Source organism: Pseudodesulfovibrio pelocollis, from assembly GCF_030282845.1.
Lineage (GTDB): Bacteria > Desulfobacterota > Desulfovibrionia > Desulfovibrionales > Desulfovibrionaceae > Pseudodesulfovibrio > Pseudodesulfovibrio pelocollis.
The window spans coordinates 1-25,096 of sequence record NZ_JASTWE010000048.1; the positions used below are offsets into that span (position 1 = coordinate 1).

General features: G+C 64.3%; 22 protein-coding genes, 1 tRNA gene and 1 riboswitch. Of the genes, 11 read left to right on the forward strand and 12 right to left on the reverse strand.

Annotation, left to right across the window (positions count from 1 at the left end):
* The first annotated feature begins 189 nt into the window (after positions 1-189).
* Positions 190-2,436, forward strand: a complete 2,247-nt coding sequence (locus QQS14_RS14000) for an SLC26A/SulP transporter family protein (protein WP_285907633.1) — start codon at positions 190-192, stop codon at positions 2,434-2,436.
* Between the two features lie 55 nt (positions 2,437-2,491).
* On the opposite strand, the gene QQS14_RS14005 is transcribed toward QQS14_RS14000, so the two are convergent.
* Together QQS14_RS14005 and QQS14_RS14010 are read right to left on the reverse strand one after the other, a co-directional pair.
* A complete protein-coding gene (locus tag QQS14_RS14005) occupies positions 2,492-2,644 on the reverse strand; it encodes a sensor histidine kinase (protein WP_285907634.1) in 153 nt (50 codons plus the stop codon).
* 165 nt (positions 2,645-2,809) lie between these two features.
* Complete coding sequence (locus tag QQS14_RS14010) at positions 2,810-3,709, reverse strand: AEC family transporter (RefSeq protein ID WP_345782803.1); 900 nt, start codon at positions 3,707-3,709, stop codon at positions 2,810-2,812.
* 480 nt (positions 3,710-4,189) lie between these two features.
* Between QQS14_RS14010 and QQS14_RS14015 the strand changes: the two genes are divergently transcribed.
* A tRNA-Leu gene (locus QQS14_RS14015) sits at positions 4,190-4,276 on the forward strand.
* Between the two features lie 70 nt (positions 4,277-4,346).
* Here QQS14_RS14015 and QQS14_RS14020 read toward each other — a convergent pair.
* Genes QQS14_RS14020 through QQS14_RS14040 form a run of 5 tightly spaced genes read right to left on the reverse strand, consistent with a single transcriptional unit; the run spans position 4,347 to position 8,059 of the window.
* A complete protein-coding gene (locus QQS14_RS14020; RefSeq protein ID WP_285907636.1) occupies positions 4,347-5,009 on the reverse strand; it encodes an energy-coupling factor ABC transporter ATP-binding protein in 663 nt (220 codons plus the stop codon).
* Complete coding sequence (gene cbiQ, locus QQS14_RS14025) at positions 5,006-5,779, reverse strand: cobalt ECF transporter T component CbiQ (protein WP_285907637.1); 774 nt, start codon at positions 5,777-5,779, stop codon at positions 5,006-5,008. The genes QQS14_RS14020 and cbiQ overlap by 4 nt, the downstream gene beginning before the upstream one ends.
* Entirely contained in the window at positions 5,776-6,417 is a 642-nt protein-coding gene (locus QQS14_RS14030; RefSeq protein WP_285907638.1) for a hypothetical protein, read from the reverse strand. Before QQS14_RS14030 ends, cbiQ begins: the two co-directional genes overlap by 4 nt.
* Complete coding sequence (gene cbiM / locus QQS14_RS14035; RefSeq protein ID WP_285907639.1) at positions 6,411-7,049, reverse strand: cobalt transporter CbiM; 639 nt, start codon at positions 7,047-7,049, stop codon at positions 6,411-6,413. The genes QQS14_RS14030 and cbiM overlap by 7 nt, the downstream gene beginning before the upstream one ends.
* 14 nt (positions 7,050-7,063) lie before the next feature.
* Positions 7,064-8,059 carry a sirohydrochlorin cobaltochelatase gene (locus tag QQS14_RS14040; protein WP_285907640.1) on the reverse strand — a complete coding sequence of 332 codons (996 nt, stop codon included), beginning with the start codon at positions 8,057-8,059 and terminating at the stop codon, positions 7,064-7,066.
* Positions 8,060-8,165: 106 nt separating this feature from the next.
* A riboswitch (cobalamin riboswitch) is annotated at positions 8,166-8,377 on the reverse strand.
* Between the two features lie 280 nt (positions 8,378-8,657).
* On the opposite strand from QQS14_RS14040, the gene QQS14_RS14045 reads away from it, so the two are divergent.
* The 4 genes from QQS14_RS14045 (at position 8,658) to QQS14_RS14060 (ending at position 13,617) form a co-directional block, all read left to right on the forward strand.
* On the forward strand, positions 8,658-9,455 hold the full coding sequence (locus QQS14_RS14045) for a FadR/GntR family transcriptional regulator (RefSeq protein WP_285907641.1): 798 nt from the start codon (positions 8,658-8,660) through the stop codon (positions 9,453-9,455).
* Complete coding sequence (betA, locus tag QQS14_RS14050; protein WP_285907642.1) at positions 9,452-11,110, forward strand: choline dehydrogenase; 1,659 nt, start codon at positions 9,452-9,454, stop codon at positions 11,108-11,110. The genes QQS14_RS14045 and betA overlap by 4 nt, the downstream gene beginning before the upstream one ends.
* Positions 11,107-12,585 carry a betaine-aldehyde dehydrogenase gene (gene betB, locus QQS14_RS14055; protein WP_285907643.1) on the forward strand — a complete coding sequence of 493 codons (1,479 nt, stop codon included), beginning with the start codon at positions 11,107-11,109 and terminating at the stop codon, positions 12,583-12,585. The genes betA and betB overlap by 4 nt, the downstream gene beginning before the upstream one ends.
* A gap of 81 nt (positions 12,586-12,666) precedes the next feature.
* Positions 12,667-13,617, forward strand: coding sequence for a glycine betaine ABC transporter substrate-binding protein (locus QQS14_RS14060; RefSeq protein WP_285907644.1), 951 nt, complete (start codon positions 12,667-12,669; stop codon positions 13,615-13,617).
* Between the two features lie 97 nt (positions 13,618-13,714).
* Here QQS14_RS14060 and QQS14_RS14065 read toward each other — a convergent pair whose 3' ends face one another.
* Positions 13,715-16,177: a tetratricopeptide repeat-containing diguanylate cyclase gene (locus QQS14_RS14065; RefSeq protein ID WP_285907645.1), complete on the reverse strand. Its 2,463-nt coding sequence runs from the start codon at positions 16,175-16,177 to the stop codon at positions 13,715-13,717.
* Positions 16,178-16,350: 173 nt separating this feature from the next.
* Here QQS14_RS14065 and panC point away from each other — a divergent pair, with 173 nt between their 5' ends.
* The 3 genes from panC to metK are packed head-to-tail and all read left to right on the forward strand — an operon-like array spanning position 16,351 to position 18,785.
* On the forward strand, positions 16,351-17,199 hold the full coding sequence (panC, locus tag QQS14_RS14070) for a pantoate--beta-alanine ligase (RefSeq protein ID WP_285907646.1): 849 nt from the start codon (positions 16,351-16,353) through the stop codon (positions 17,197-17,199).
* 5 nt (positions 17,200-17,204) lie between these two features.
* Complete coding sequence (gene panD, locus QQS14_RS14075; protein WP_285907647.1) at positions 17,205-17,582, forward strand: aspartate 1-decarboxylase; 378 nt, start codon at positions 17,205-17,207, stop codon at positions 17,580-17,582.
* Between the two features lie 33 nt (positions 17,583-17,615).
* Positions 17,616-18,785: a methionine adenosyltransferase gene (gene metK, locus QQS14_RS14080; RefSeq protein WP_285907648.1), complete on the forward strand. Its 1,170-nt coding sequence runs from the start codon at positions 17,616-17,618 to the stop codon at positions 18,783-18,785.
* A 79-nt stretch (positions 18,786-18,864) separates the two neighbouring features.
* On the opposite strand, the gene QQS14_RS14085 is transcribed toward metK, so the two are convergent.
* The 4 genes from QQS14_RS14085 to QQS14_RS14100 all read right to left on the reverse strand — a co-directional run bounded on the left by QQS14_RS14085 (position 18,865) and on the right by QQS14_RS14100 (position 22,754).
* Complete coding sequence (locus QQS14_RS14085) at positions 18,865-19,617, reverse strand: substrate-binding periplasmic protein (RefSeq protein WP_285907649.1); 753 nt, start codon at positions 19,615-19,617, stop codon at positions 18,865-18,867.
* Positions 19,618-19,661: 44 nt separating this feature from the next.
* On the reverse strand, positions 19,662-20,933 hold the full coding sequence (locus tag QQS14_RS14090) for an EAL domain-containing protein (protein ID WP_285907650.1): 1,272 nt from the start codon (positions 20,931-20,933) through the stop codon (positions 19,662-19,664).
* An 87-nt stretch (positions 20,934-21,020) separates the two neighbouring features.
* Positions 21,021-21,353, reverse strand: coding sequence for a P-II family nitrogen regulator (locus tag QQS14_RS14095; protein WP_285907651.1), 333 nt, complete (start codon positions 21,351-21,353; stop codon positions 21,021-21,023).
* Between the two features lie 42 nt (positions 21,354-21,395).
* Positions 21,396-22,754, reverse strand: a complete 1,359-nt coding sequence (locus QQS14_RS14100; RefSeq protein WP_285907652.1) for an ammonium transporter — start codon at positions 22,752-22,754, stop codon at positions 21,396-21,398.
* A 550-nt stretch (positions 22,755-23,304) separates the two neighbouring features.
* Here QQS14_RS14100 and QQS14_RS14105 point away from each other — a divergent pair.
* On the forward strand, positions 23,305-24,102 hold the full coding sequence (locus QQS14_RS14105) for a 2-amino-3,7-dideoxy-D-threo-hept-6-ulosonate synthase (protein WP_285907653.1): 798 nt from the start codon (positions 23,305-23,307) through the stop codon (positions 24,100-24,102).
* A 15-nt stretch (positions 24,103-24,117) separates the two neighbouring features.
* Positions 24,118-25,096, forward strand: a 979-nt coding sequence (locus tag QQS14_RS14110) for a 3-dehydroquinate synthase II family protein (RefSeq protein WP_285907654.1), incomplete at its 3' end; no start/stop codon positions are given.

The following is a 25,096-nucleotide window of genomic DNA, read 5'->3' on the forward strand; positions in this document are numbered from 1 at the left end:
CGAAGAGAGAATAAAACAGTAAATCAAATAGTTAAAGAATAAAAGTATGGGTTTTGCCGTGCAGAGGTCTCACCTTGACGGACGTGACCTTCGCGCCGGTGGGCAGGCAATAACCAGGTCGGGCTATCCGGCCGCCCCACCTCTGTTGCCATATTGCCAGAAGACCCGGCGCAGGCTATGTACCGGTCCATGCCCTCGACACACTGGCAAGATCTGCTGCACGATGCCTCCACACCCAGCCGACTGGTCCCGGCGATGAGCTCTGGCTTTGTCATCGCGCTGCTGGCCGTCATTATACAATTGTCCCTCGCCTCGCTCATCTTTTCCGGTCCTCTGGCCCCTTTCGCCCCCAGCGCCGCCGGGCTCACGCTCTTCGGCGGTTTCGCCATGTGCCTTGTGGTGGCCCTGTTCAGCAGCTTTCCGCCCTCGGTGTGCCTTCCGCAGGACGCCCCGGCCGCGGTGATGGCGGCGGTGGCGGCGGGGATAGCCGCAACAACCGCCGGCGCTGCCAACCCGGCCGGGGGATACGCCACCGTGGCCGCGGCCATGGTCCTGTCCACCATGGCCACCGGGGTTATGTTCCTGGTCCTGGGCCGATTCGGCCTGGGCAACCTCATGCGCTACATGCCCTACCCCGTGGTGGGCGGATTCATGGCCGGCATCGGCTGGCTGCTGATTCAGGGAAGCGTGGGCATCACTACGGGCGTGTCCTTGAGCTTCGCCACGCTGCCGCAACTGCTGGCCGCCGACAAGCTGCTGCGCCTGCTCCCGGCGGTGCTGCTCACCCTGGCCCTGCTCACGGCCATGAAACGCTGGGGCAGCGCCTACGTGCTGCCCGGCACTCTGGCGTTGGCACTGGGCGCTTTCGGCCTGTACTTGGCCTTCACCGGGCAGACCGGCGCCGACGCCGCGCAGGCCGGGCTCCTTCTGGGAGGAATGCCCGAAGGCTCCATGCTTTGGCCGGTGTTCGGTCCGGCTGACCTGGCGCTCATCCGCTGGGACGCCCTCTGGCCCCAGGTGCCGCAGCTCTGCACCATTCCGCTGGTTGCGGCCATCTCGTTTCTGCTCAACGCCAGCGGCTTGGAAACGGCCGCTAAGAGCGACCTGGACCTGAAGCGCGAGATGTACGTCAACGCTGCCGCCAATCTCGTCGGCGGCGCGGGCGGCTCACAGGCGGGCTACACGGCGCTGAGCCTCTCGCTGCTCGGACCCAAGACCGGCTCGGACTCCCGACTTGTGGGCCTGTCCTGCGCGCTGTTCATCGGCGCGGCCACCTTTCTAGGCGCCTCGGTGCTGGGCTTTTTCCCGCGCTTCATCCTGGGCGGCATGGTGCTGTTCCTGGGAGTCGCCACCATGCTGGACTGGGTTCTGGCAGTGCGCAGGCAGGTCAGCCTGGTGGAATACGGACTGATCCTGTCCATCCTGTGCGCCATCGGCTTCTTCGGTTTCCTCATGGGCGTGGGTTTCGGCCTGGTCATGGCCACGGTTATCTTCGTCATAAAGTACAGCCACCTGCCCGTGGTCCGGCAGGATACGGACGCCACGGTGCTTACCAGCGCCCGCAGCCGCTCCGTGCCCGACAGGCACATCCTGTTTGAACGCGGGAAGGGCGTCCGTGTGCTGCGCATCACCGGCTACCTGTTCTTCGGCTCGGCCAATGTCCTCAGCCGCACGGTGTCCGGCCACCTTGCCCCGCACAACGGCCCCAAACCCAGCCATCTCGTGCTGGATTTCGCCGAGGTGGACGGCTTCGACTCCTCGGCCGTGAACTGCTTTCTGCGCCTACTGCAACGTTGCGCCGCCGCCGGGTGCGAGGTGGTCTTCGCCGCAACGCCCAGAGGGCTGCAGGAGCAGATGCGCAAGTCCTCGCCGCAGGATGCCGAGGGCGCCCGCTTTCTGCCGGACCTGGACCGGGCCTTGGAATGGTGCGAGGACGCCGTGTTGGCGCGGCGCGAACCACATCACTCCGGCGACGGGCAGGACACGCTGTTCGACCGCTGCGTGGACGACATGATGCTGCATCTGGAGGCCGGTGAGCGTTTCGAGGCCCTGCTGGAGCGCCTGCACGACCACCTGGAGCGTCGAGCGGCCGTGGCTGGCGAAGTGCTCCTGAACCAGGGCGAGGTGCCCCGGGGCATCTGGCTGCTGGTCTCCGGCCAGGCCGAAGAGCTTGCCCGGAGCGCGCCGGAGGGGACCGTCGTCCGGTTGCGCAGCCTCGGCCCCGGAGACATGGCCGGGACCACCCACCCGGGACGGGCTCTACCCGCGCCAGCCAGCTTGGTGGCCGTAACGGACTGCGCCCTGGCCTTCCTCTCCGCCGAGGCGCTGCGTAGGCTGGAGGCAACGAGCCCGGCGGACGCCCTGGCCTTTTACAGCCTGTTCACTCCTCTTGTGGAAGCCCGCGTTGCCGAGAAGGCCCAGCCCCCGCACGCCTAGAACGTGGGAACCTTGACCCCGGAGTCCAGTTCCTTGGCCCTTCATTCTCCCCTGGCTACTCGCAGGCCGTCTCAGAGCCATGGACCGAGGGCAGGGTGACGGTGAAGGTGCTGCCATGGCAGGGGGTGGAGTCCGCCCGAATGGTGCCGCCGTTGTGCTCGACGATCTCCTTGCAGATGACCAGGCCAAGGCCGGTGCCCGGGGCCACGGTGATCAGCGTGTCGCCTAGCCGCGCCGGGGCGGGACGTGAATATACATCTTAAGTGTCAGTATTAAAATTAGATTTCAGATTTTTTATAGCCACCTTCATCATGAAGGTGGCTTTTTCGATGCGTCAGGGAGTTGCATCTGGCCGTACGGCAGAAGTGCAGCGCTACCGCACCACCCAGTACCACGCAGGGATCGTCAAGAATGAAAGAGGGATACCCACGCCCACGAGGGCGGCGGCCAGGGACGGATTGAGGCCGTAAGTCATGGCGATGATGCCGCCGGTGATCATGGGGCCCATGGCCGCTTCGAAAACCGTGATCCGGGCTACCGTGTCGGCCTGGCCCAGAAGACCCATGTAGAGGACAAGGATGAGGGCCGGGGCCAGGATCAACTTGTAGCCCAGGCCGATGGCAAGCTCCCGCCCATTGCTCCTGATCTGGCCCGGCCGCAGGGTCATGCCCACTGAAAGCAGGGCCAGCGGTGCCAGGGTCGAACCCAGACGCTCCAGCAGCGCGGTCAGCCACTCGGGATATGAGACCGGCTGGAGGGCGATGCCGAGCAGAAGGGCCGCAAAGGGCGGAAACAACAACACCTTTCGTGTCAGGCTGCGCCAATCGCACCCCTGCCCCGATGCCCGTGCGGCCAGGGCGATACCCGGTACGGCCAGAACCGCGAATGTTCCGGCCTGATCAATCAGCATGCCCACCCCGATATGCTCGGGCCCGAAAAAAGCCTCGATCATGGGCACCCCGACAAATGAGGTGTTGCCCAGCCCGGCAACGATGGTCAGGCAGACCACGGTCTTTCGGTCGAGTCCAAAGAACCGACCGGCCAGGGAGAACAAGCCGTATCCCACCCCAAACACGATCCAGGGCATTGCGGCAGGCAGGAGCAGCCCGGCCCCGATGTGCAGCCTGTGACCATGGACAAGAGCCAGGGCGGGCAGTGCCATGAAGATGATGACCGCGTTCAGGGCGGCCGGCCCCTTCTCGTCCACAACGTTTCCGAACCGCAAGGCCACGCCCAGCGCGAAACAAACCACAAGCAGCAAAAAACTCTCCATCCCGCCTCCTCGCGTGGAAATCGGAAGATACCCCGACCACAGACACCCCGCAGCCCCGACGATAATCACCGGATCGCGGCTGGCCTTTCCCGGTCAAAATATCTGAACCCCCCGCGTCCTGTCCCGGGAAAAATTCAGTTTTTTGTACCCAAGCACCCGCGACAGGCTGGCAAAGCACCCTCTCTCAACCATTTACAACACGCTGAAATAGATGAATATATTTTAATACAATCACCCGCAAACCATTCTGGCACGGCCGTTGCTAATGACAATACAACTTCTTCCTTTTTTGCACACGAGAAAGCCAAAGGCTTCCACGGACGGTCCGAGGAAGCCTTTCTCGTATCCAGCGTCCAGCCGGGCCCACAGGCTCCTCCGGGCACCTGGGCCCGCCCAGTTCGCTCGATTCCTGAACGTCACCCCGAAAAACCGCTTGCCAACCTGTTGCAACCCATATATAAGCCAGCTTCCTCTGAACGTGCCGAAGTGGTGGAATTGGTAGACACGCTAGGTTCAGGGTCTAGTGGGGGTTCCCCCGTGGAAGTTCGAGTCTTCTCTTCGGCACCAGAATGATCAAGGGTTGCGGCCATATGACCGCAACCCGTTTTCTTTTGCATGTGTTTTGGAACGGGAAGAATTACGAGTCCGGCCACACGCGCCCTGCTTCCATGTGGATGATGCGGGTGGTGATGGCCTTGGTCAGGTCGTGGTCATGGGAGACCAGCACCAGGGAAAGATCGCTGCGGTGCAGAAAATCCTGGACCATTGCGCGGGTCGTGCGGTCAAGGTCGTTGGTGGGTTCATCCAGGAGCAGGGCCTTGGGCTTCATGGCCAGGGCTGTGGCAAGGGAAACAATGCGCTTCTGTCCTCCCGAGAGGGTGTGGGTCAGACGGTTTTCAAGATGTCCCATGTTCAGCGCCTCCAGGGTTTCGCTGGCTATCGCCAGAGCCTCGCCCGATGAAAGGCCGAGGTTCAGGGGACCAAAGGCCACATCCTCGATAACCGTGGGAGAAAAGAGCTGATCGTCGCAGTTCTGGAACACCAGCCCCACCTCGCGACGAAGATCGTGGTATTGCGTTGACTTGCGCACCTCGTCGCCCCTGTGGAGCAGTCTCCCCGAGGCCAGGGGCCGCAGGCCGACCAGGGCCAGCAGCAGCGAGGTCTTGCCGCTGCCGTTGTCGCCGGTGACGCCGATCTTTTCGCCCGGGCGCAGGGTGAAGTCCACCTCGCAGAGGGCGGGTCCGCTTTGGCCGGGATAGACGAGGGAGGCTCCCTCCAGGGCGACAAGGGGAGAAGTCAATTCAGCACCATCCTGTCCAGAGCCACCAGCCCGAGGCCGAGAGTGAACACCAACACCCCGAAGGCGACCTCTGCGGGCGCGACCCCGTCGTTTCGTTGCAAGGGATGAAAGCACCCGGCAAAGCCGCGCATGAGCATGGCATCGTGGATGCGCTGCCCCCGGTCCAGGCTGCGGACCAGGGACTGGGCCAGGAAATAGCCGAATGTCCGGTAGACGTGCAGCCGCAGTCCCGGCCGGAAGCAGCGGGCTGCGGCTGCCTGGCGCATGCGCTCCATTTCCTCCCCGATGATGAACACCTGCCGGTAGGTGTAGGTCAGGAGCAAGATCAGTTTTTGCGGGACACGCAGTCGTTGCAGGGCATTGGCCAGCCCAGGTACGGGAGTGCTGGCCACCAGGGCCAGAAGGACCAGGAGCATGGCGTTGCCCTTGAGGGCGATGCGCCCGGCAAGGTGCAGGCCGTCCAGGCTGACGAAATGCCACGCTCCCAACTCCTTGGCCGGATAGGTCAGGGAGAGGGCCACGAAAAGGAACACGAAAAAGCCATTGGCAAACGCCAATCTGATGAGGATCTGCCGGGTGGGCCGCCGGGCCGAGACCAGCAGCGTGGCGGCCAGAACCAGGGCCAGGACCAGGCTTGCAACGCCCTGAAGGGATATGATCAGGGGCAGCAGCCCGAGGGTCAGGAGCAGCTTGACGCGGGTGTCCATTCCGGCGAAGGGTCCGGCAGGAGAGCCGCTCCGGGAGTCGGCCAGGCCATCCGGCAGATTCATGAGGAGTTGCCTGCGCCGTCGGGATCTTTGCGGCCCTGCCTGCCCTTGATGAGCATGACCAGACCGGCAAGCCCCAGAATGTAGCCGATGCCGCCCACGATGTCCTGAAGGCGCGGCCCCTCTTCATCGCGGGAGCGGATCTCGCGCAGCAGCGGGGAGAGTTCCTTGCGCACCGCCTGCCGCACCAGGGCCTCCAGGGCTGCGCCGTCCACCACGCCTTCTGCCGCGCCTTCTGCCGGGAAAAGCGCCTGTGTCGGAGCGTCACCACCCGTCTTCTCCCCCTCCTGATCCGGGAGGAGGCCGCCGATCTGCCGGGCTGGCAGCAGCCGCTCCGCGCGGTGGCCTGACCCGGCATTGCCCACCACGAGCAGGTCGCCGCCTCCAGCAAGCACCTCCGGGGGCAAGGCGGCCGCCACAAGACCTTCGCCGTCTGCCTTTATGGCGAACAACTCTTCGCCGGTCCCGGGATCAAGCACGCTGACAACGGCCCCGGATGCCGGGGAACCGTCGCTGAAGCCCACCTCGGCATTCAACTCGCCATCCTCGATCCAGGCGTTGAGAATCACCTTGTGCGCCAGGCACGGTCCGGGAAGCAGGAAAACGAGCAGCAAGGCAGCCCATGCACTCTGTTTCAGCATGTCGGCCCTCCCGCCTTGGCGTGTCCGAGGCAACCCGCGCCGCCAAGTAACTCCGGCCGCACCCGGGCCAGAAAACCCACGGCGAACATGGTCACGACCCCTTCGATGACCATGACCGGGAGGTGGCCCACCACCACGAGCTTGGCGGTGGTCAGAAATCCTTCATCGGTAAAGGCCAGGGAGAATGCCGTCATCAGGGCGGTGCCGAGAACAGCGCCCGCCCCGCCGAGAAATCCGGCCAGGGCCGACCGGCCCGGACTCCCATTGAGCAGCGGCCGCAGGAGATAGAAGCACAGCACGGCTGGAGCAGCCACGTTGAAGGTGTTGACGCCCAGGACCGAAAGCCCCCCGAATTGAAACAGAACCGCCTGGAGCAGAAGCGCCACCAGGATGCACGGAAAGGCCACCCAGCCAAGCACCACCCCGGCGATGCCGTTGAGCAGCAGATGCACGCTGGACGGCCCCAGGGGCACATGGATCAGGGAACCCACAAAGAACGTGGCGGACAGCACCGAGGCGGTCACGATCTTGTCGTATTGCAGCTTGCGGTAGCCGATCCAGCACCCCGCGGCTGTCAGCGCGGCCCCCGCCATCAGGACGGATGGGGAGAGCACTCCTTCGGAAATATGCATGAAACCTCCCTTGGCTACGCCGTTTCCTGTGCGCGGATATGGGCGCAGGCCTGGTCCAGGTGTTCAAGCCAGATGGTGCGGAAGGGGGCGTGCTCCAGCGTTCCGGTCACGCTTCCCCGCACGGTGAACCCGGCGTGTTCCATCCGGTTCTTCCACGAAGACGGCCCATTGCCGAAGACATCCAGATGGACATGGTGTCCCGGCACGCACATGAAGGGCACAAGCCAGACATCCTTGACCCCGTCGGCCTCCAGCCCGGCCATGACGTCGTCACAGGCGGGACGGCCCATGAGCGTGCCCACGCGGATGAGGGGATCGTCGCGCTGCACGCGCTCCTGAAAATCCAGATACCGCTGCTGCCCGTGGTGATAGGTGCCGTGACCCACAAGCACCACGGCCTGTTCGGGGCTCCGCTCGGCCGGGATGTAGCCCTGCAACGCCTGACAGGAGCGGTCCAGGTCCTGCTCCGAGAGAAGGAGCGGGCCGCCCACCACGACTTCGGGAAATCCCTTGCGCGGGTGGCGGTAGGCCAGGGACTGCTCGCGGGTCCAGTAATACTCCACTCCCGGGGTGGTGTGCAGCGATTGCACGGCCAGGTGGGTCACGCCCTTGTCGTGCAGGCGCGAGAGGGCCACGGCCAGGGAGTCGCACTCCCTGCCCCGCCGGTTGAGCTTGCGGCGGACCTTGTGCGCCGTATAGGCCCAGGCCAGTTCCATGCCGGGATGACGCTGGCGGACCTCGGCCTCGAACAGGTCGTAGCCGCGCCGGGCTTCATCGATGGCCACGCCAAAGGCCGCCAGCAGGATGCCCGGCTTGTATTTGGGCGGCCGAAGATGATCGTGCCCGTGCCCGTGGTCATGCCCGTGATCGTGTTCGTGATCGTGGTCGTGATCGTGATGACAGCCGCACTGTCCGCCCTGTTCGTGCCCATGGTGGGCATGCTGGGCATGTCTCGGGCACGCCGGATGGGTGTCTCGGGGCTCGGCAGTGTCAAGAGGGTCGAAAGCCATGCGCTCCTCCAGGTGGTTGGTCAGGAAAGTGAGGTGGAGAAGCGGCGGCAAGGCGGAAAAGGCGGAAAAACGACGCTTGCTCCCCTGTTTCGGCAAAAACCCGTTGCCTCGGGGTGGGCGATTGACAGGTCTTCTGGCTCCCTTCCGCAAACCCCTGGCCTTCCCATCCGCAAAAGGCGGACAGTGGCATTGGTGAGGGGTTTGTGCCAGCGGTCGAAACAGGCTGGCTGGAAGAATACAGCGGCGGGTCCGCTCCGGCTTCTCACCGGATTCCCTTTTTCGTCTCACTTAAGGAGAATCAATCGCAGAGGCACTCTACACGCACTGTGATTCCTGTCAACACAGGCGTTGCCGGACCAAAGGCTCCCCGCCGGGTCAGCACCAACGCCACATCCGCACATCCGGGGCCAAAACGACCATCCGCGTTTTGGCCCGGCCTCTTGCCGTTCCCAAAGGCACGCTGGACAGGCTCGCCCTGCCGCCCAGAGAGCGGGTTGACAAGACTCAAATAGGCAGGCTACTAATGGTACGACCATTTAGGGCATAAAGCTCGATTTATGCCCTAAAAGTGGATTATTTGGAAGAAAAGGTTTTACCAATGAACGATCCCCGCTTTATCGAGGGTTTCTTCATGCCCGTGACCATCGGGCGTGCCAGCGAAGAGGTTTCGCTGCAGATCGAGGCCGCCATCATGGACGGCAGGCTCGCGCCGGGCGAGCGGCTGCCCAGCGAGCGCGAGATGCAGGTGCTCTTCGGGGCCGGGCGCGGGGTCATCCGCGAGGCCATCAAGACGCTCAAGCAAAAGGGGCTGCTCGAAGTCCGCAAGGGAGCCAAGGGCGGCGCCTATGTTCGCAAGCTCAACATGGCCAACGTCTCGGAATCGCTGGCCCTGTTCCTCAAGCAGCAGCCGGTGGCCCCGGAGCAGCTCATCGAGTTTCGGGAGACCCTGGACCGGGCCATCACCCAGATGGCCATTGGTCGGGCCGATGCCGAGGCCAAGGCCGAGCTGCTGGCCGAGGCGCGCCAGCTCGAATGGCTGCTCAGACAACCCGAGCCGGACCTCTTCGCCACAGGCGAGCTGGACCGCAAGCTCAACCTGATGCTCGTGCGCATGGCGGGAAACACCGTGTTCGAGTGGGTAATGCACGCCCTGCAAATGGGCTTCAACTCACACGACTACGCCCTGTACGAGGAGCCGCTGTACCGCGAACGCGCTGCCGCCAACTGGAGCGACACGGCCCAGGCCATCGCCGATGGCGACATCATGCGCGCCCTCTCGCACATCGGCCACCACTACCATCTGCTGCGCGAGTGCATCAATCACCGGGGCGGCCACGACCGCCCGCAAACACCCCCGTTCATCGGCGGGGCAACCATCGAGATGGAGAAAGAATGAAGCATTACGACTACATAATCGTCGGCGGCGGCTCGGCCGGGTCTGTCCTGGCCAATCGCCTGAGCGCCAATCCCAAAAACAAGGTGCTCGTCCTGGAGGCCGGACTGCCAGACTTCAAGCTGGATTTCCGCATCCACATGCCCGCGGCCCTGACCTATCCCCTGGCCGGAAAGACCTACAACTGGTGGTACGAATCCGAGCCTGAGCCGCACATGCACAACCGGCGCATCTACCAGCCGCGCGGCAAGGTGCTGGGCGGCTCAAGCTGCATCAACGGCATGATCCACATCCGCGGCAACGCCATGGACTACGACAAATGGGCGCGCGAGGACGACCTTGAGAGCTGGTCCTATGCCCATTGCCTGCCCTACTTCAAACGCTTCGAGTGCCGCATGGCGGGCGCCGACGAGTACCAGGGCGCTGCCGGCCCCCTCTACCTGACCACGCCCGAGTGCGACAACCCGCTCTTCGACGCCTTTTTCCAGGCCGTGCAGCAGGCGGGCTACCCGATCACCGACGATGTCAATGGCTACCGCCAGGAAGGGTTCGGCAAGTTCGACCGCACCACCTATCGCGGCCGCCGCTGGAACGCAGCCCGGGCCTATGTCCATCCAGTCAGGAACCGGCGCAATCTGACGGTCAAATGCCTGGCCATGACCACGCGCATCCTGTTTCAGGGCAAGCGCGCCGTGGGCGTGGAATACACCAGAGGCAAGCGCTCCCTCAAGGCCTACGGCGGCGAGATCATCTGCTGCGGCGGCTCCATCAACTCCCCCCAGCTGCTCCAGCTCTCGGGCGTGGGCAATGGCCGCCATCTCTCGGCCCTGGGCATCGGCGTGGTCCATGATCTGCCCGGCGTGGGCGAGAACCTCCAGGATCATCTGGAGCTGTATGTCCAGTACGCCTGCAAAAAGCCGGTCTCCATGTTCCCGGCGCTCAAATGGTACAACCAGCCCTGGATCGGGCTCAAGTGGCTCTTCGGCCACAGGGGCGAGGCGGCCACCAACCACTTCGAGGCGGGCGGCTTCATCCGCGGCAACGACCAGGTGGAGTACCCCAACATCCAGTACCACTTCCTGCCCATCGCCATCCGCTATGACGGCTCTGCCCCCAACGAGGGACACGGCTATCAGGTCCATGTCGGCCCCATGAACACCGACGTGCGCGGGCATGTGAAGCTCAAGTCGAGCGACCCCCTGGACCACCCGGAGATATTCTTCAACTACCTCTCCACCGAGCAGGAACGACGGGAGTGGGTCGAAGCCATCCGCAAGACCCGCGAGATCATGACCCAACCCGCCTTCGACGAATACCGGGGACGCGAGCTGGCCCCGGGCGATCAGGCCCAGACCGACGAGGATATCCTCGATTTCGTGGCCCGCGAGGGCGAGTCCGCCTACCACCCCAGCTGCACCTGCGCCATGGGCACCCACGACATGGCCGTGACCGATGCCGATCTCAGGGTCCACGGCATCGACGGCCTGCGCGTGGTGGATGCCTCGGTCATGCCCTATGTGACCAACGGCAACATCTACGCCCCGGTCATGATGATCGCGGAAAAGGCGGCAGACATCATCCTGGGCAACACCCCGCTGGCGGCCGAAGACGTGCCCTACTACCGGCACGGCGCAGACAGCAACGGGAGTGGCGCATGATCAAAGGGAAAATGTACATCGACGGACAGTGGGTCGAGGCGCGCTCTGGCGCGACCCGGCGCATCGAGAACCCGTTCGACGGCTCCGAGGTGGCCGAGGTGGCCGAAGGCGGGCGCGAAGACGCCCGCGCCGCCATCGCGGCCGCGCGCCGCGCCTTCGACACCGGCGGCTGGCCCCAAACCCCGGCCGTGGAGCGCGGGCGGCTGCTGGCCCGGCTGGCAGACCTCGTGGAACGCGAGCGCGAGCCCCTGGCCCGGCTGGAGACCCTGGACACGGGCAAGACTCTGGAGGAATCGCGCTGGGACATGGACGACGTGGCAGGTATCTTCCGCTACTACGCGGGCATGGCCGACAAGGACGGCGGCGAGGTCATCGCCTCGCCCAATCCCGGCACCACCAGCCGGGTGGTGCGCGAGCCCGTGGGCGTGTGCGGCCAGATCTCGCCGTGGAACTATCCCCTGCTCCAGGCCTCGTGGAAGATGGCCCCGGCCCTGGCCGCTGGCTGCACCCTGGTCATGAAGCCAAGCGAGATAACCCCCCTGACCACCCTCAGGATCACCGAACTGGCCGAGGAGGCCGGATACCCGGCGGGCGTGGTCAACACGATCCTCGGCCCCGGCCCGGACGTGGGCGCCGAGCTGGCCGAGAGCGCGGATGTGGACCTCATCTCCTTCACCGGCGGCGTCGCCACGGGCCAGGCCATCATGCGCGCGGCAGCGGGCAACGTGAAAAAGGTCGCCCTGGAACTGGGCGGCAAGAACCCCAATATCGTCTTTGCCGACGCCGACTTCGACGTGGCCGTGGACCACGCCCTTAACGCGGTCTTCTTCCACGCCGGGCAGATCTGCTCGGCCGGGGCCAGGCTCATGGTTCAGGACGCCATCCACGACCGGTTCGTGGAGAAGCTTCTGGATCGAATGAAGCGCATCAGGGTGGGCAGCGGCCTGGACGCGGCCACCGAAATGGGGCCGCTCATCTCGGCCGACCACCGGGCCAAGGTGGAACAGTACATCGAAATCGCCAGGAAGGATGGGGCCACCCTCGCCCTGGGTGGCGGCCGCCCGGATGACCCCGCGCTGGCAAAGGGCCACTTCGTCATGCCCACGCTGTTCATCGACTGCGAGAGCCACATGCGCATCGTGCGCGAGGAGGTCTTCGGCCCGGTCATCACCGTGGAGCGCTTCGCCACCGAGGCAGAGGCCGTGGCCCGGGCCAACGACACCGTCTACGGCCTTTCCGCCGGATTCTGGACCCGCGACCCGGACCGCATGGCCAGGGTCTCGGCCGCCCTGCGCTTCGGCACTGTCTGGATCAACGACTTCAACGTCTACTTCGTCCAAGCCCCGTGGGGCGGCTATCGCCAGTCCGGCCTCGGCCGCGAGCTGGGCCGCCAGGGGCTGGAGGAATACACCGAGGTCAAACACATCTATCAAAACCACGCCACCGAGGCGATCAACTGGTTCGGCTCGAAATAGCCTGACCACCGGAGTGCGCTGTTGCGCACAGGGACCACGGGACTCGCCCCATGGTCCGTTCACCCCAACCAAGGAGGTTTGATGTCCTTTTCCATCAGGCGGAGCCTGTCCGTCCTCGTGCTTGCCGTCGCCCTGTTCACCCTGACACCCACCGCGCATGCCGCGCAGAAAATCAAGATCGCCAGCGTCTCCTGGACCGGCGTGACCATCAAGACCGAGCTGGCCGTAAGCCTGCTCAAGAGCATCGGCTACGACGCCGAGAACGTGGTCCTGTCCGTGCCCATCGCCTACGCGGCCATGTCCACCGGCGATGTGGACGCCTTCCTGGGCAACTGGATGCCCTCCATGGCCAACGTGGCCGACAAGTTCTTCGACAACGGCACGGTCATCAAGTACGCGCCCAACATGCCCGGGGCCAAGTACACCCTGGCCGTGCCCACCTTCTGCGCCGAGGCCGGGCTCAAGGACTTCAGCGACATCGCCAGGTTCGGCGACAAGCTGGACTGGAAAATCTACGGCATCGAGCCAGGCAACGACGGCAACCAGATCATCCAGGCCATGATCGACGCGGACATGTTCGGGCTGGGCAAGTTCAAGCTGGTGCAGTCGAGCGAGGTGGCCATGCTTTCCCAGGTGCAGTCCTACGCCGCCCAGGGCAAGTGGATCGTCTTCCTGGGCTGGGCACCCCACAGGATGAACGAGCGCATTGACATGACCTACCTGACAGGCAGCACCGACGAGACCTTCGGCCCTGACGACGGCAGCGCCACGGTCTGGACCAATGTGCGCAAGGGCTTTGCCGAGGACAACCCCAATGTTGCCAAACTGCTCAAGAACATGGTCTTCCCCGTGCCCATGATGAATCAGATCATGACCGCCATCAAGAATGACAAGTCACTCAACTTCCGCACCGCCGGGCTCAAGTGGCTCAAGGCGAACCCGGCCACCTGGGAGGCTTGGCTCGACGGCGTGACCACGGCCGACGGCAAGCCCGCCGCCCCGGTCTTCAAGGCCTATCTGGAATCCCGATAGGCCCTGGCCGATCCGAATGAGAAAAGCCCCGCGGCACTGGCCGTGGGGCTTCTTTCATGCGCAATGAATTCGGCGCGCGCCCTGTCCCGGGATCGGGCTATCCGGCCCGGGCGGCCACCTTGACCGCCTCCTCCACCTTGCCCTGGGCTTCGAGGGCCTCCACCAGGATGTCCCAGTAGGCGGCCCGCTCGGGCGACAGGGCCGACGACTGCCGCGCCAGCACCTCGGCAATCTGGGGGTCCTCCCCCTGATCGAGATAGAGCCGGGCCAGCATGTGCATGGCCTGATGGTCGTTGTGGTCCGCGTTGAGGGCGAGGTGCAGGTATTCGCGGGTAGCGTCCAGATCGCCCTGGCGATAGGCCACGCGGGCCAGGGGGCGCAGCACCATGCGCTCGCCGCCGGGCTGGGCCGCGGCCTTGCGGTAGTGGTTGGCCGCCTTCTTGAGATGCCCGGCCCCCTCGCACAGGGAGCCCAGGCGCATCAGCGCGTAGACGTGCCCCGGGTCAGCCTTGAGGCACTGGCGGTAGGCCTGCTCTGCCTTCCTGAGATCGCCCAGCCGGTGATTGGCCCAGCCGAGGTTGTACAGGGCGAGCACGTCCTTGGCATTGATGGCCGTGACCTGCTCGAACTGGCGGCGCGCCTCATCGAACCGGCCCAGCTGGGCGTAGCAGATGCCAAGGGAGTTGCGGGCCAGCAGGTTGTTCTCGTCATCGAGCAGGGCGAGCTTGAATTCCTCCACTGCCCCGTAGATTTCGCCCGCCATGAACCGCCTGTCGGCCGAAAGATTGAGGGAAATGGAATCGAACACGGCCACGCGCGGCTCGGGCAGCAGCAAGGCATGTTCCAGCGCCTTGCGGCAGTTTTCGAGGATGTCGGCCCGGTCGAAATTGAGGAAGGGATAGCAGGCCGAGCCGATGGCCACCGAGACGCTCAAGGTGTCCGCCGCCAGCTTGACGATTTCAAGGGACCGGGCGCGCAGGGTCGGCCCGTCCACGGCCTCATGGAAAAAGACCATGCCGTTCAGGCCGTAGCGCCCGCCCAGCACACGGTCGCCAAAGCCGCCGCGCGCCAGGGTGGCCACCTCGGCCATCATCCGGTCCATGGCCTCCTGATAACCCTCTCCGGTATCCACGGGCTGGTCGAGCACGCGCACCAGCGAGAGGCCGAAGGTCTCGGGCGCAAGCCGCGCTGCGGCCAGGGCGGCCACGAAATCGCCATAGCCCACGAGCCGGGTGGCCGCGTCCTTGCGCGGGGCGGTCGGGGCGTCGGCCGCCCTGTCGGCAAAGCCGGGTTGGTCGCCCGAAACCAGCTTGAGCTGGTCGCCGGGCTCGACAGCCGCGCCCGCATCGCCCAGGTGAAGAATCTCAGCCACTGAACTGTCGGCATGGACCTCGGCCAGAACCACCTCGGCCTTGACCATGGCCGGATGCTGCCCCGCGCCGGAGTCCGCCCCGGCCTGGGAGGCCTTGGGCGCGCGCACCAGAAAGCGCTGCCCCACCCTGGCCCCTGACGACTCCCCCAGGCTGACGCCCACGCGGTTCATGGGCAGGATGTCCAGGACGCGGCCGCCCTTGTCCAGGATGTCGGCATAGCCGAAGACCCGGTTGCGCCCCAGGTCCTTGGCCACGCTCACGGCCTTGCGCGCCTTGCGCACCAGCATGCGCGCCTGCTCGGCCACGACCCGGCGGAACTGGCCGCCCTCCATTCCCTGGGGATAGTTGACGAAACCCACGCTGGCCGTGATGGTGATGATGTCGTTGGTGATGTCGTCCATAAAAGAGAGCTTGCCGATGCCCGAGCGAATGACCTCGGAGAGCTGGAAACAGGCGCGCGGCTTGGCATCGGGCACGAGCACCGCGAACTTGTCGTTGGCCAGCCGGGCCACGGTGGTGTACTTGGGGCAGACGAGATCGAGCAGGCGGCCCACCTCGGCCACGATGTCGTCGCCGGTCAGGAATCCGTAGCGCTCGTTGACCCACAGGAAATTGTCGAGATCCACATAGAGCACGCCCAAGGTGCCCGAAAAGGCCTGCTCCACCTCGCAGGCGGTCACCGCGGGCACGGCCCGGGCAGCCCCCTGTTTCACCGTGGCCTCCCCGTTGCGCGAGGCGGCTCCGGCCCGGCAGTTTCCGGTGGCCAGACATCCCTGCACCCGGTCAATGGCCTTCTCAAGCTCGGCCACGAAATGGTCGCGGGTGAAGAGGCCGGTGAGCGGATCGCTGACACTCTTGCGGTACAGGGCGATCTTCTCCAGCACGGACGTGGCCAGGGCCATGAGGTAGCGCGGAGCGGTGGATGGGGCCTTGAGGCGCACGCCCTTGGCGATGAAATGACACAAGAGCCGCCCCTGGAAGACAAGGGGCAGGATCAGCTCCCCGTCCTCGCGCCGGAAATCGGGCTCGGGCACGGGGCCTCCCGGCTCCCTGGGGAAGAACAGGCTGTAGGAGCTGAAGGGAAGAAACTCGGCGATGCAATCCTTGATGGCATGCTCGAAGTCGATCAGTTCCCGGGGGGTGAACGACAGGCTCCCGTCCGCGAAGATGTCTTTTATCGTCCTCATAATCCGGGAGCTTACATCGCACGGAATTTTTACTCAAATGAAAGTTTGCCCCGGGTCGCGTCACCATCCTCCCAGCGTTTGGGGCCGGGACTATATCAATACATTTGGATATTGACATTCCGGCAGAATAGTCATAGCTAGGCCGACAGCTGCCCCGGCAGCGGATAACAATCATGCGCAGCATCACCGACCCACACGAACTCCAGCAACAATGCCTGTCCTGGCGGCGCGATGGCCTGTCCATCGGCCTGGTGCCGACCATGGGCTACCTGCACGAGGGACACATGGCCCTCATGCGCCACGCCCGGCAGCGCTGCGACAGGCTCGTGGTCTCCCTCTTCGTCAACCCCACCCAGTTCGGCCCGGGCGAGGATCTGGACAAGTATCCCCAAGACCATGAGGGCGACCGGGCCAAGACCGATTCCTGCGGGACCGACCTGCTCTTCATGCCCGCCCCGGGGGGCATGTACGCCCCGGATCACGCCACCTGGATCGACGTGCCCGAGCTGGGCCGCCACCTGTGCGGAGCGAGCCGCCCCGGTCATTTTCGCGGCGTATGCACCGTGGTCACCAAGCTGTTCATGCTTGCCCAGCCCCATCTGGCCGTGTTCGGCCGCAAGGACTGGCAGCAACTGGCCATCATCCGGCGCATGGTCCGCGACCTGGACATTCCGGTAGAGATCATCGGCCACGAGATCGTGCGCGAGGCCGATGGACTCGCCATGAGCTCGCGCAACGCCTACCTCACGCCCGACGAGCGCGCCGCCGCCCCGGCCATCCGCCGGGGGCTGGTGAAGCTGGCCGACATGGTGCGGGCGGGCGAACGAGACGTCGAGGGTGCCAAACATTTCCTGCGCCAGGAATACGCCCGCGAGCTGCCCATGGGCGAGGTGGACTATGTGGAACTGGTCCACCCTGACGACATCACCCCGGTCAGCGCCGTGACCGGCCCCGTGCTGGCGGCCGTGGCCGTGCGGGTCGGCAAGGCGAGACTGATCGACAATATTCTGATAGAGGTGTGATCCCTGTGGCCCAACGCTGTTTTTTGAGCGCCAAGATTCACGGCGCCACCATCACCTGCGCGAACCTGGAGTACCGGGGCAGCATTTCCATCGACACCGTGTTGATGAAGACCGTGGGCATTCTGCCCTACGAGCAGGTGGACGTGTACAATCTCGACAACGGGGAGCGGCTGACCACCTACGCCATCCCCGGGGCGAAAGGCGAGATATGCCTCAACGGCGCGGCCGCCCACAAGGGTGCCGTCGGCCAGCGGGTGATCATCGCCTCCTATGTGTGGCTCGACGAGAACGAGGCCCGGACGCGCAAGCCAAAGGTCGCCATCGCAGACAACGACAACGGCGTCGATCAGATCCTCGAGTGCGAACTCGACCCGGATTTTTAGGCCCGTACAGCAGGACTCTTTAAGGAGGATTCAATGCAGATCGAAGGAAAGTACCTGTTCACCTCGGAATCAGTGACCGAAGGCCATCCCGACAAGGTCGCGGACCAGATCTCTGACGCCATCCTGGACACCATCATCCGCCAGGACCCCAACGCCCGCGTGGCCTGCGAGACCCTGGTCACCACCGGCCTCGCCTTCATCGCCGGAGAAATCTCCACCACTGCCTTTGCCGACTTCCCGGAGATCGTCCGGGCCACCATCAAGGATATCGGCTACTGCAGCTCCGACACCATGGGCTTTGACTGGCAGACCTGCGCGGTCATCTCCTCCATCGACAAGCAGTCCCCGGACATCGCCCAAGGTGTGGACCGCACCAAGCCCGAGGAACAGGGCGCTGGCGACCAAGGCATGATGTTCGGCTTCGCCACCAACGAGACCCCCACCCTGATGCCCACCCCCATCTACTACGCGCACAAGCTGTCGCGTCGCCTGACCTACGTGCGCAAGGAGGGCATCCTCGATTTCCTGCGCCCGGACGGCAAGACCCAGGTCTGCGTCGAGTTCGAAAGCGGCAGGGCCGTGCGCATCGACAACGTGGTCGTCTCCTCCCAGCATTCCGAGAGCATCGCCTACGCCGACCTCAAGGAAGCCATCCTGCAGGAAGTCATCATGAAGACCCTGCCCGAGGAGCTGATCGACAAGAAGCTCAAGACCTACATCAACCCCACCGGCCGCTTCGTCATCGGCGGCCCGGTTGGCGACTGCGGGCTCACCGGCCGCAAGATCATCAACGACACCTACGGCGGAGCCGGTGCCCACGGCGGCGGCGCGTTCTCCGGCAAGGACCCGTCCAAGGTGGACCGCTCCGGCGCGTACATGGCCCGCTATGTGGCCAAGAACGTGGTGGCCGCAGGCTTGGCCGACATGTGCGAGGTCCAGATCGCCTACGCCATCGGCGTGGCCGAGCCCGTCTCGGTGGTGGTCTGCTCGCGCGGCACCGGCCAGGTCTCCGACGAGCAGCTGACCAAGGCCGTGACCGATGTCTTTGACATGCGCCCCTACTACATTCAGGAGCGGCTCAACCTGCGCCGCCCCATCTTCCAGCTGACCACCAACTACGGTCACTTCGGCCGCGAGCGGCCGGAATTCACCTGGGAGATGACCGACGCGGTGGACGATCTGCGCACCGCCTGCAAGATCTGACCAACCTCCCCCGTCAACGCACAAAGGGGCGGGAACATCGTGTTCCCGCCCCTTTTCGCTTTTCTTGCCGGATGGTTCTTCATGGTTCGGCAGATTCGGGTGCGGCTTCGCCCCCGGCCGCGATACGGGCCAACTCGCGCGAAAAAGACTCGGCCAGCCATCTGCCACGCGCCTCGTCCACCTTGGAAAAGGCGATATGCAGGGGCATCCGGGCAAGCACCATGACCACCCGCGCCCGATTGCCGCACTCAAGCTGCCGCAGGACATGCTCTCCAGGACCCCGGGTAACCATGGCCGCGTCGATGCGCCCCTCGCACAGCATGGCGAGCAGCGTCCGTACATCCTTGAACAAATGGGGCGCCCCGGGAATCCCTTCGATCACACCCGGGCCGTTATGGTGGCCCCGGACCACTCCCACCCGCAATCCCGCGAGGTCCGACAGAGACTCCGGGCGCAGATCATCCCGGGCCACAAACACCACGGTTTCGTCATGGGCCAGGGGCTGCTGCGCGAAAATCAACGACCTGTCGCGCTCCTCGGACCGATAGACCGAAAAGATTCCATCCGCATGGCCCGTGAGCACGTCATCCATGGCCCGCACCCAAGGACGGTGCAGAAAGACCGGGGTCAGCCCCAGTTCGGCGCACACCCGGCGGATCAGGGCCGCGCTGTCGCCCCGGGCCTCGCCGTCCTTCAGGTACTCGAAGGGGGGAAAGTCCTCGTAGACGAAACGCACTTCGTCTGCCCGGGCATGGCCGGGGGACAAGAGGAAACCTGTCGCGACGGACAGGGCCAGTGCCATGGCCGCCAGAAAAAGTGCGCAATTCTTCATTCTCTTAAGATATTGTCGCAGCACGACCAAGTCAAGGCCACCGGCTACGACTCGCAGGCACTCTCCTCGCGGCTCATGTCTGCGCACAGGATCAGGTGGCGTCCGCAGCTCTTGTGGTAGAAGACCCTGGCTATGGTGGTGCACAGGTTACCCGAGGCGAGCGAGATGTAGGGGTCTGTGGTGAACTTCTCAAGCCCGGCCTGGATGGGCAGGAAGTATTCCTTGAGGGAGTGGTCCGTGCCAAGACGCGCCGGTTCGTAGAGGAACCGCTTGCTTTTCTTGAGCTTGTCCGGGTTGCAGATGGTGTCCGAGGCCTGCCGCCCCTTCATGTCGAGGACGTAGAGGCACTCCACGCCCTCGTAAGATTCGAGAAACCGGGTCATGGCCTGGTTGAGCCCGCGTGACGGGGTCTCGGACAGCTCCTGGCACATGGTCAGGATGGTCAGGTCGTAGCTTGAGAAAAGACGCTTCTCCTCGGCGATGCGCCGGGTGCGCTCGTGGCGGTGCTTCTCGGCCAAGGCGTTGACCTTGTCGGCCATGCCGGGCACGGCGTCCAGCCCCGGGGCCGGACGGGCGAAATAAAACCCCTGGAACACGTCCACTCCGTTGGCCAGCAGGCACAGGGCCTCGCCGCTGGTCTCAACCCCCTCGGCCAGCACGAGGCAGCCCAGGCGGTTGGCCATCTGCACGAAGCTGCGCGCCACCTCCAGCTTGTGGAACTGGCCGTCCACGCCGCTGACCAGGGCGCGATCGAGCTTGAGCACGTCCGGCTTGAGCAGGGGAATGCGGTCGAGATTGGAAAACCCCGCGCCCACGTCGTCCAGGGCGATGAGAAAGTTCTTCTTCCGATAGAAACGGACGAACTCCAGAAGGGCATCCATGTCGTTGCAGCGCGATTCGATGATCTCGATGATCACGTTGCTTGGCGAAATGTCGCAGCGCTTGATGAGCTTGAGCAGATGGCTTGAGCCGCGCGTCTCCTCGTTGATGCAGGTGGCGTCGATGTTCACCGAGAGCATGATGCTCTTGTCGCGTCGGTGCAGGGCGGCAAATGACTCGGCAGCCCGGGTGCGGCATGCCCGGTCCAGAGCCAGCCGGGTTTCGGAATCCCGGGCCTGGGCAAAGAGCGCGACGGGCGGGATGATCTCCCCCGTGGCCGCGTCGAACCCCCGGCTCAGCGCCTCCAGCCCGATGACAGCCTTGCGCTTGAGGGAGACCTGGGGCTGGAAGTGGGTGATGATGGCACCCGTTTCGATGATCTCTTGAAGTGGGGTCACGGTGTTGACCATGGGCTTGATGCCGTCTTTTTGCTGCATGAATTGACCCGATTGGCCTGAGGGCGCCGACCGGGGCCGGGGCGGCAAAGGCCGCCCCGGCGCTCCGTATGTCGTCGCATTCCGATGCTAGAGGATGCCGTCCTCGCCGGTCCTGATACGCAGGGCCTTGGCCAGCTCGGTGACAAAGATGACGCCGTCGCCCTCCTTGCCCGTTGCCCCGGCCGAGCGGATGGCCTCGATGGCCTTGTCCTCGAAATCGTCGTTGACGCCGATCTCAAGGCGCACCTTCTTGAGCAGGTTCACTTCCATCTGTACGCCGCGATAGGTCTCGGTGAATCCCTTCTGCCGGCCGGAACCAAGGATGTTGGTCACGGACATGGAGTATATCTCCTTGGCATAGAGCGCCTGCTTCACTTCATTGAGCCTTTCTGGCCTGATGTATGCTATGATGAGCTTCATTTCGGTATTCTCCTTGTGATGTCTTGTGGTCGCGGCTGCGGGCTATTCGTTGCTGAAGAGCTGGAAGCCGTTGTAGGACTCGCTGCCGTGCTCGGCAATGTCCAGGCCCTTGAGCTCCTCGTCCTTTTCCACACGCAGTCCGAACACGGCCTTGATGGCGGTCATGAGGACATATCCGGCGCCAAAGGCCCAGACGAAGAAGGCGCCCGCGCCGATGAGCTGCACGCCCAGCTGGCCGAAGCCGCCGCCGTAGAACAGGCCGCCGTCGATGTTGAACAGGCCGCAGGCGATGGTGCCCCACGCGCCGCACACGCCGTGGACCGAGGCCGCGCCGACCGGATCGTCGATGCGCAGGACCTTGTCGATGAACTCGATGGACAGGACCACCAGCAGGCCGGCCGCCAGACCGATGACGATGGAACTGCCGGCGCTGACCGTGGCGCAACCGGCGGTGATGCCGACCAGACCGGCCAGGGCACCGTTGAGGGTCATGGAGATGTCGGGCTTGCCAAAACGCAGCCAGGACATGGCCATGGCGCCGAGCACGCCCGCGCAGGCGGCCAGCGAGGTGTTCATGGCGATCATGCCGATGGTGTCGTCGGCCGTGGTGGTGGAACCGGCGTTGAAACCGAACCAGCCGAACCAGAGGATGAACACGCCAAGGGAGGCCAGGGGGATGTTATGGCCGGGAATGGCCCGGGCCTTGCCGTCCTCGGTGTACTTGCCCAGGCGCGGACCGAGCACCATGGCACCGGCCAGGGCTATCCAGCCGCCCACGGAGTGGACAACCGAGGAACCGGCGAAGTCGACAAAGCCGAGGGCTTCGAGCCAGCCCGCGCCGTCGTCGCCGAGCCACAGCGAGCCCCAGGCCCAGTGGCCGGAGATGGGATAGATGATGCCGGTGACAAAGATGGAAACCACCACGTAGCTTGAAAACTTCGTACGCTCGGCCATGCCTCCGGAGACGATGGTGGCCGCAGTGGCGGCAAACACGGACTGGAAGAACCAGAAGGTGTAGGTCCAGGGCAGGTCGGCCTCGGCCACACCGCTCAGGGCGTAGCCCGAGGTGCCGATGAAGCCGCCCGCGTCAAGGCCGAACATGATGGCGAAGCCGAAGAGGAAGAAGCAGACGGAACCAACGGAAAAATCCAGAAAGTTCTTCATCAGGATGTTGCCGGCGGACTTGGCCCGCGTGAAACCGGCCTCGACGCAGCCGAAACCGGCCTGCATGAACATGACCAGGATGGCGGCGATGACGGTCCACAGGATGTTGGCGTTATCCTGGGTGAGATACTCCACTTCGTCGGCAAAGGCGAGCGTCGGAGCCAGGGCGGCCGCCAGGGCCACCATGGCTATGGCGACCTTTGCGGATACGGGGGTCGGGGACTTTCTCGAAAACATGGGATACTCCTCCTTGAAAGGGAATGCGTTTGAAACCTGCGTACTCCTATCAAGACCCGTGCCAAAAGTGGCAAGCATTGCTATTCGTGTAAAAAACGAGAATTTAGATGTGTTTTTATGTTTGGTTTTTCTCAAATTTGTCATTTGATACATTTTTGAAAGCGGTAAAATGAACAAAATATGTCAATCCAGAAAAGTACGGAAAATGACCGCCGGTCGCATTTTTTAATTGTAATATATCCCATCACGCTGAATTCATGATGAATCTTTTTGTTGACAGAATTTCCTTCAGGGTGTAGCTCTTGTCTCCATGAACTCCACCACCCCCCTCGCCAACTCCTTTACCGTCTTTTATTTTGGGTATTGGTACAGCCGCGCGCGCGGTCTCGGGAGAGGTGTTCTGTAAACCAGGTGGTGGGTTACAACCGAAAAAACAAGAACCTCTTCAAGGGCCGCGGGCGAAAGCCGGCGGCCCTTGGTTTTTCCCGGGGGCGAGATCGGCGCACAGGCCACCCCGCAGCCTGGCAAGGGACAACAGCTGGAGAACGACATGCATATCGGCAAAGCGATCAGACTGGAGAGAATCTTCAACCGCAACACGGGACGGACCATCGTCGTGCCCATGGATCACGGCGTGACCGTCGGCCCCATCGACGGGCTGGTGGACATGCGCGAGGCCGTGGGCAAGGTGGTGGACGGCGGTGCCAACGCCGTCATCGAGCACAAGGGCCTGGTGCGATGCGGCCACCGCGCCGCCGGGCGCGACATAGGCCTCATCGTCCACCTCTCCGCCTCCACAGCCCTCTCCCCCTTCCCCAACGCCAAAAGCCTCGTCGCCTCTGTTGAAGACGCCATGCGCCTCGGCGCGGACGCGGTCTCCATCCACTGCAACCTCGGCGACGAAACCGAATCCGCCATGCTGGCCGATTTCGGCAAGGTCGCCTCGGACGCCGCCAACTGGGGCATGCCTCTCCTGGCCATGGTCTACGCGCGCGGCCCCAAGGTCAGCGACGAATACCACCCGTCCGTGGTCGCCCACTGCGCCCGCGTGGGCACCGAACTGGGCGCGGACGTAGTCAAGGTCCCCTACACTGGCGACATCGAATCATTCTCCAAGGTCTGCGACGCCTGCTGCGTACCCATCGTCATCGCGGGCGGACCCAAACTTGACAGCACTCGGGCATTCATTCAGATGGTGCATGACTCCCTCCAGGCCGGGGGCGCGGGACTCTCAGTGGGACGCAACGTCTTCCAGCACGCCGACCCCACCCGCCTAGTAGAGGCCCTGAACATGGTCGTGCACCGCGACGAGAGCGTCGAAGCCGCGCTGGCCTACATTAACGAGTAACATCCTGGGAAAACAATGAAAACCATCGTCTTCAAAGCCATCCCCTTTGACAAGACCCTGCTTACCCTGGCTCTGGAGTCGGGCGTGGACGCGGTCATGGTCGAGAAGGATCAGGTGGCAGCGGTCCAGGCCCTCGGCCGGGTCACGGTCATCACCCCAAGCGACATGCCCGCCATCGCCCTTGGCCAGAAATCCGACGAGGAAGAGGCTGTGGCACGCATCAAAAAAGGCGAGAACATCGTCCTCGCCAAGGGGTGGGAGATCATCCCGGTGGAAAACATCCTGGCCCAGGTGGACACCCTGGCCCTGGAATGCGAGAATATGGACCGGGCCGTCCTGGCCGCTGGCATCCTTGAGCGCGGCTGCGACACCATCGTGGTCCTGCCCGAGGGCGCGTCCGACCTGAAACGCATCGTCGCCACCCTCAAACTCTCCCAGGGAACCATGGAACTTGAGACCGCCACCGTCACCGCCATCGAACCCACCGGCCTCGGCCACCGCGTCTGCGTGGACACCATCTCCATGCTCAGGCGCGGCCAGGGCATGCTGGTGGGCAACTCCAGCGCCTTCACCTTCCTGGTCCACGCCGAGACCGAGTCCAACCCCTACGTGGCCGCCCGGCCCTTCCGGGTCAACGCGGGCGCTGTCCACGCCTATACCCGGATGCCCGGCGACAAGACCACCTATCTCGAAGAACTGGCCGCCGGAACCGAGGTGCTCATCGTGGGCGCGGACGGTGCCACCTCCCTGGCCACCGTGGGCCGGGTCAAGGTCGAGGTTCGCCCCATGCTGCTCATCACCGCCGAGGTCACGGACAAATGCGGAGTTCGCCAGGGCCAGGTCTTCCTGCAAAACGCCGAGACCATCCGCGTGGTCAGCGACAAGGGCGACCCCGTCTCCGTGGTCACCCTCAAGGTCGGCGACAGGATTCTGGTCAAGACCGACGAGGCGGGCCGCCATTTTGGCATGCGCATCCAGGAAGACATCAAGGAAG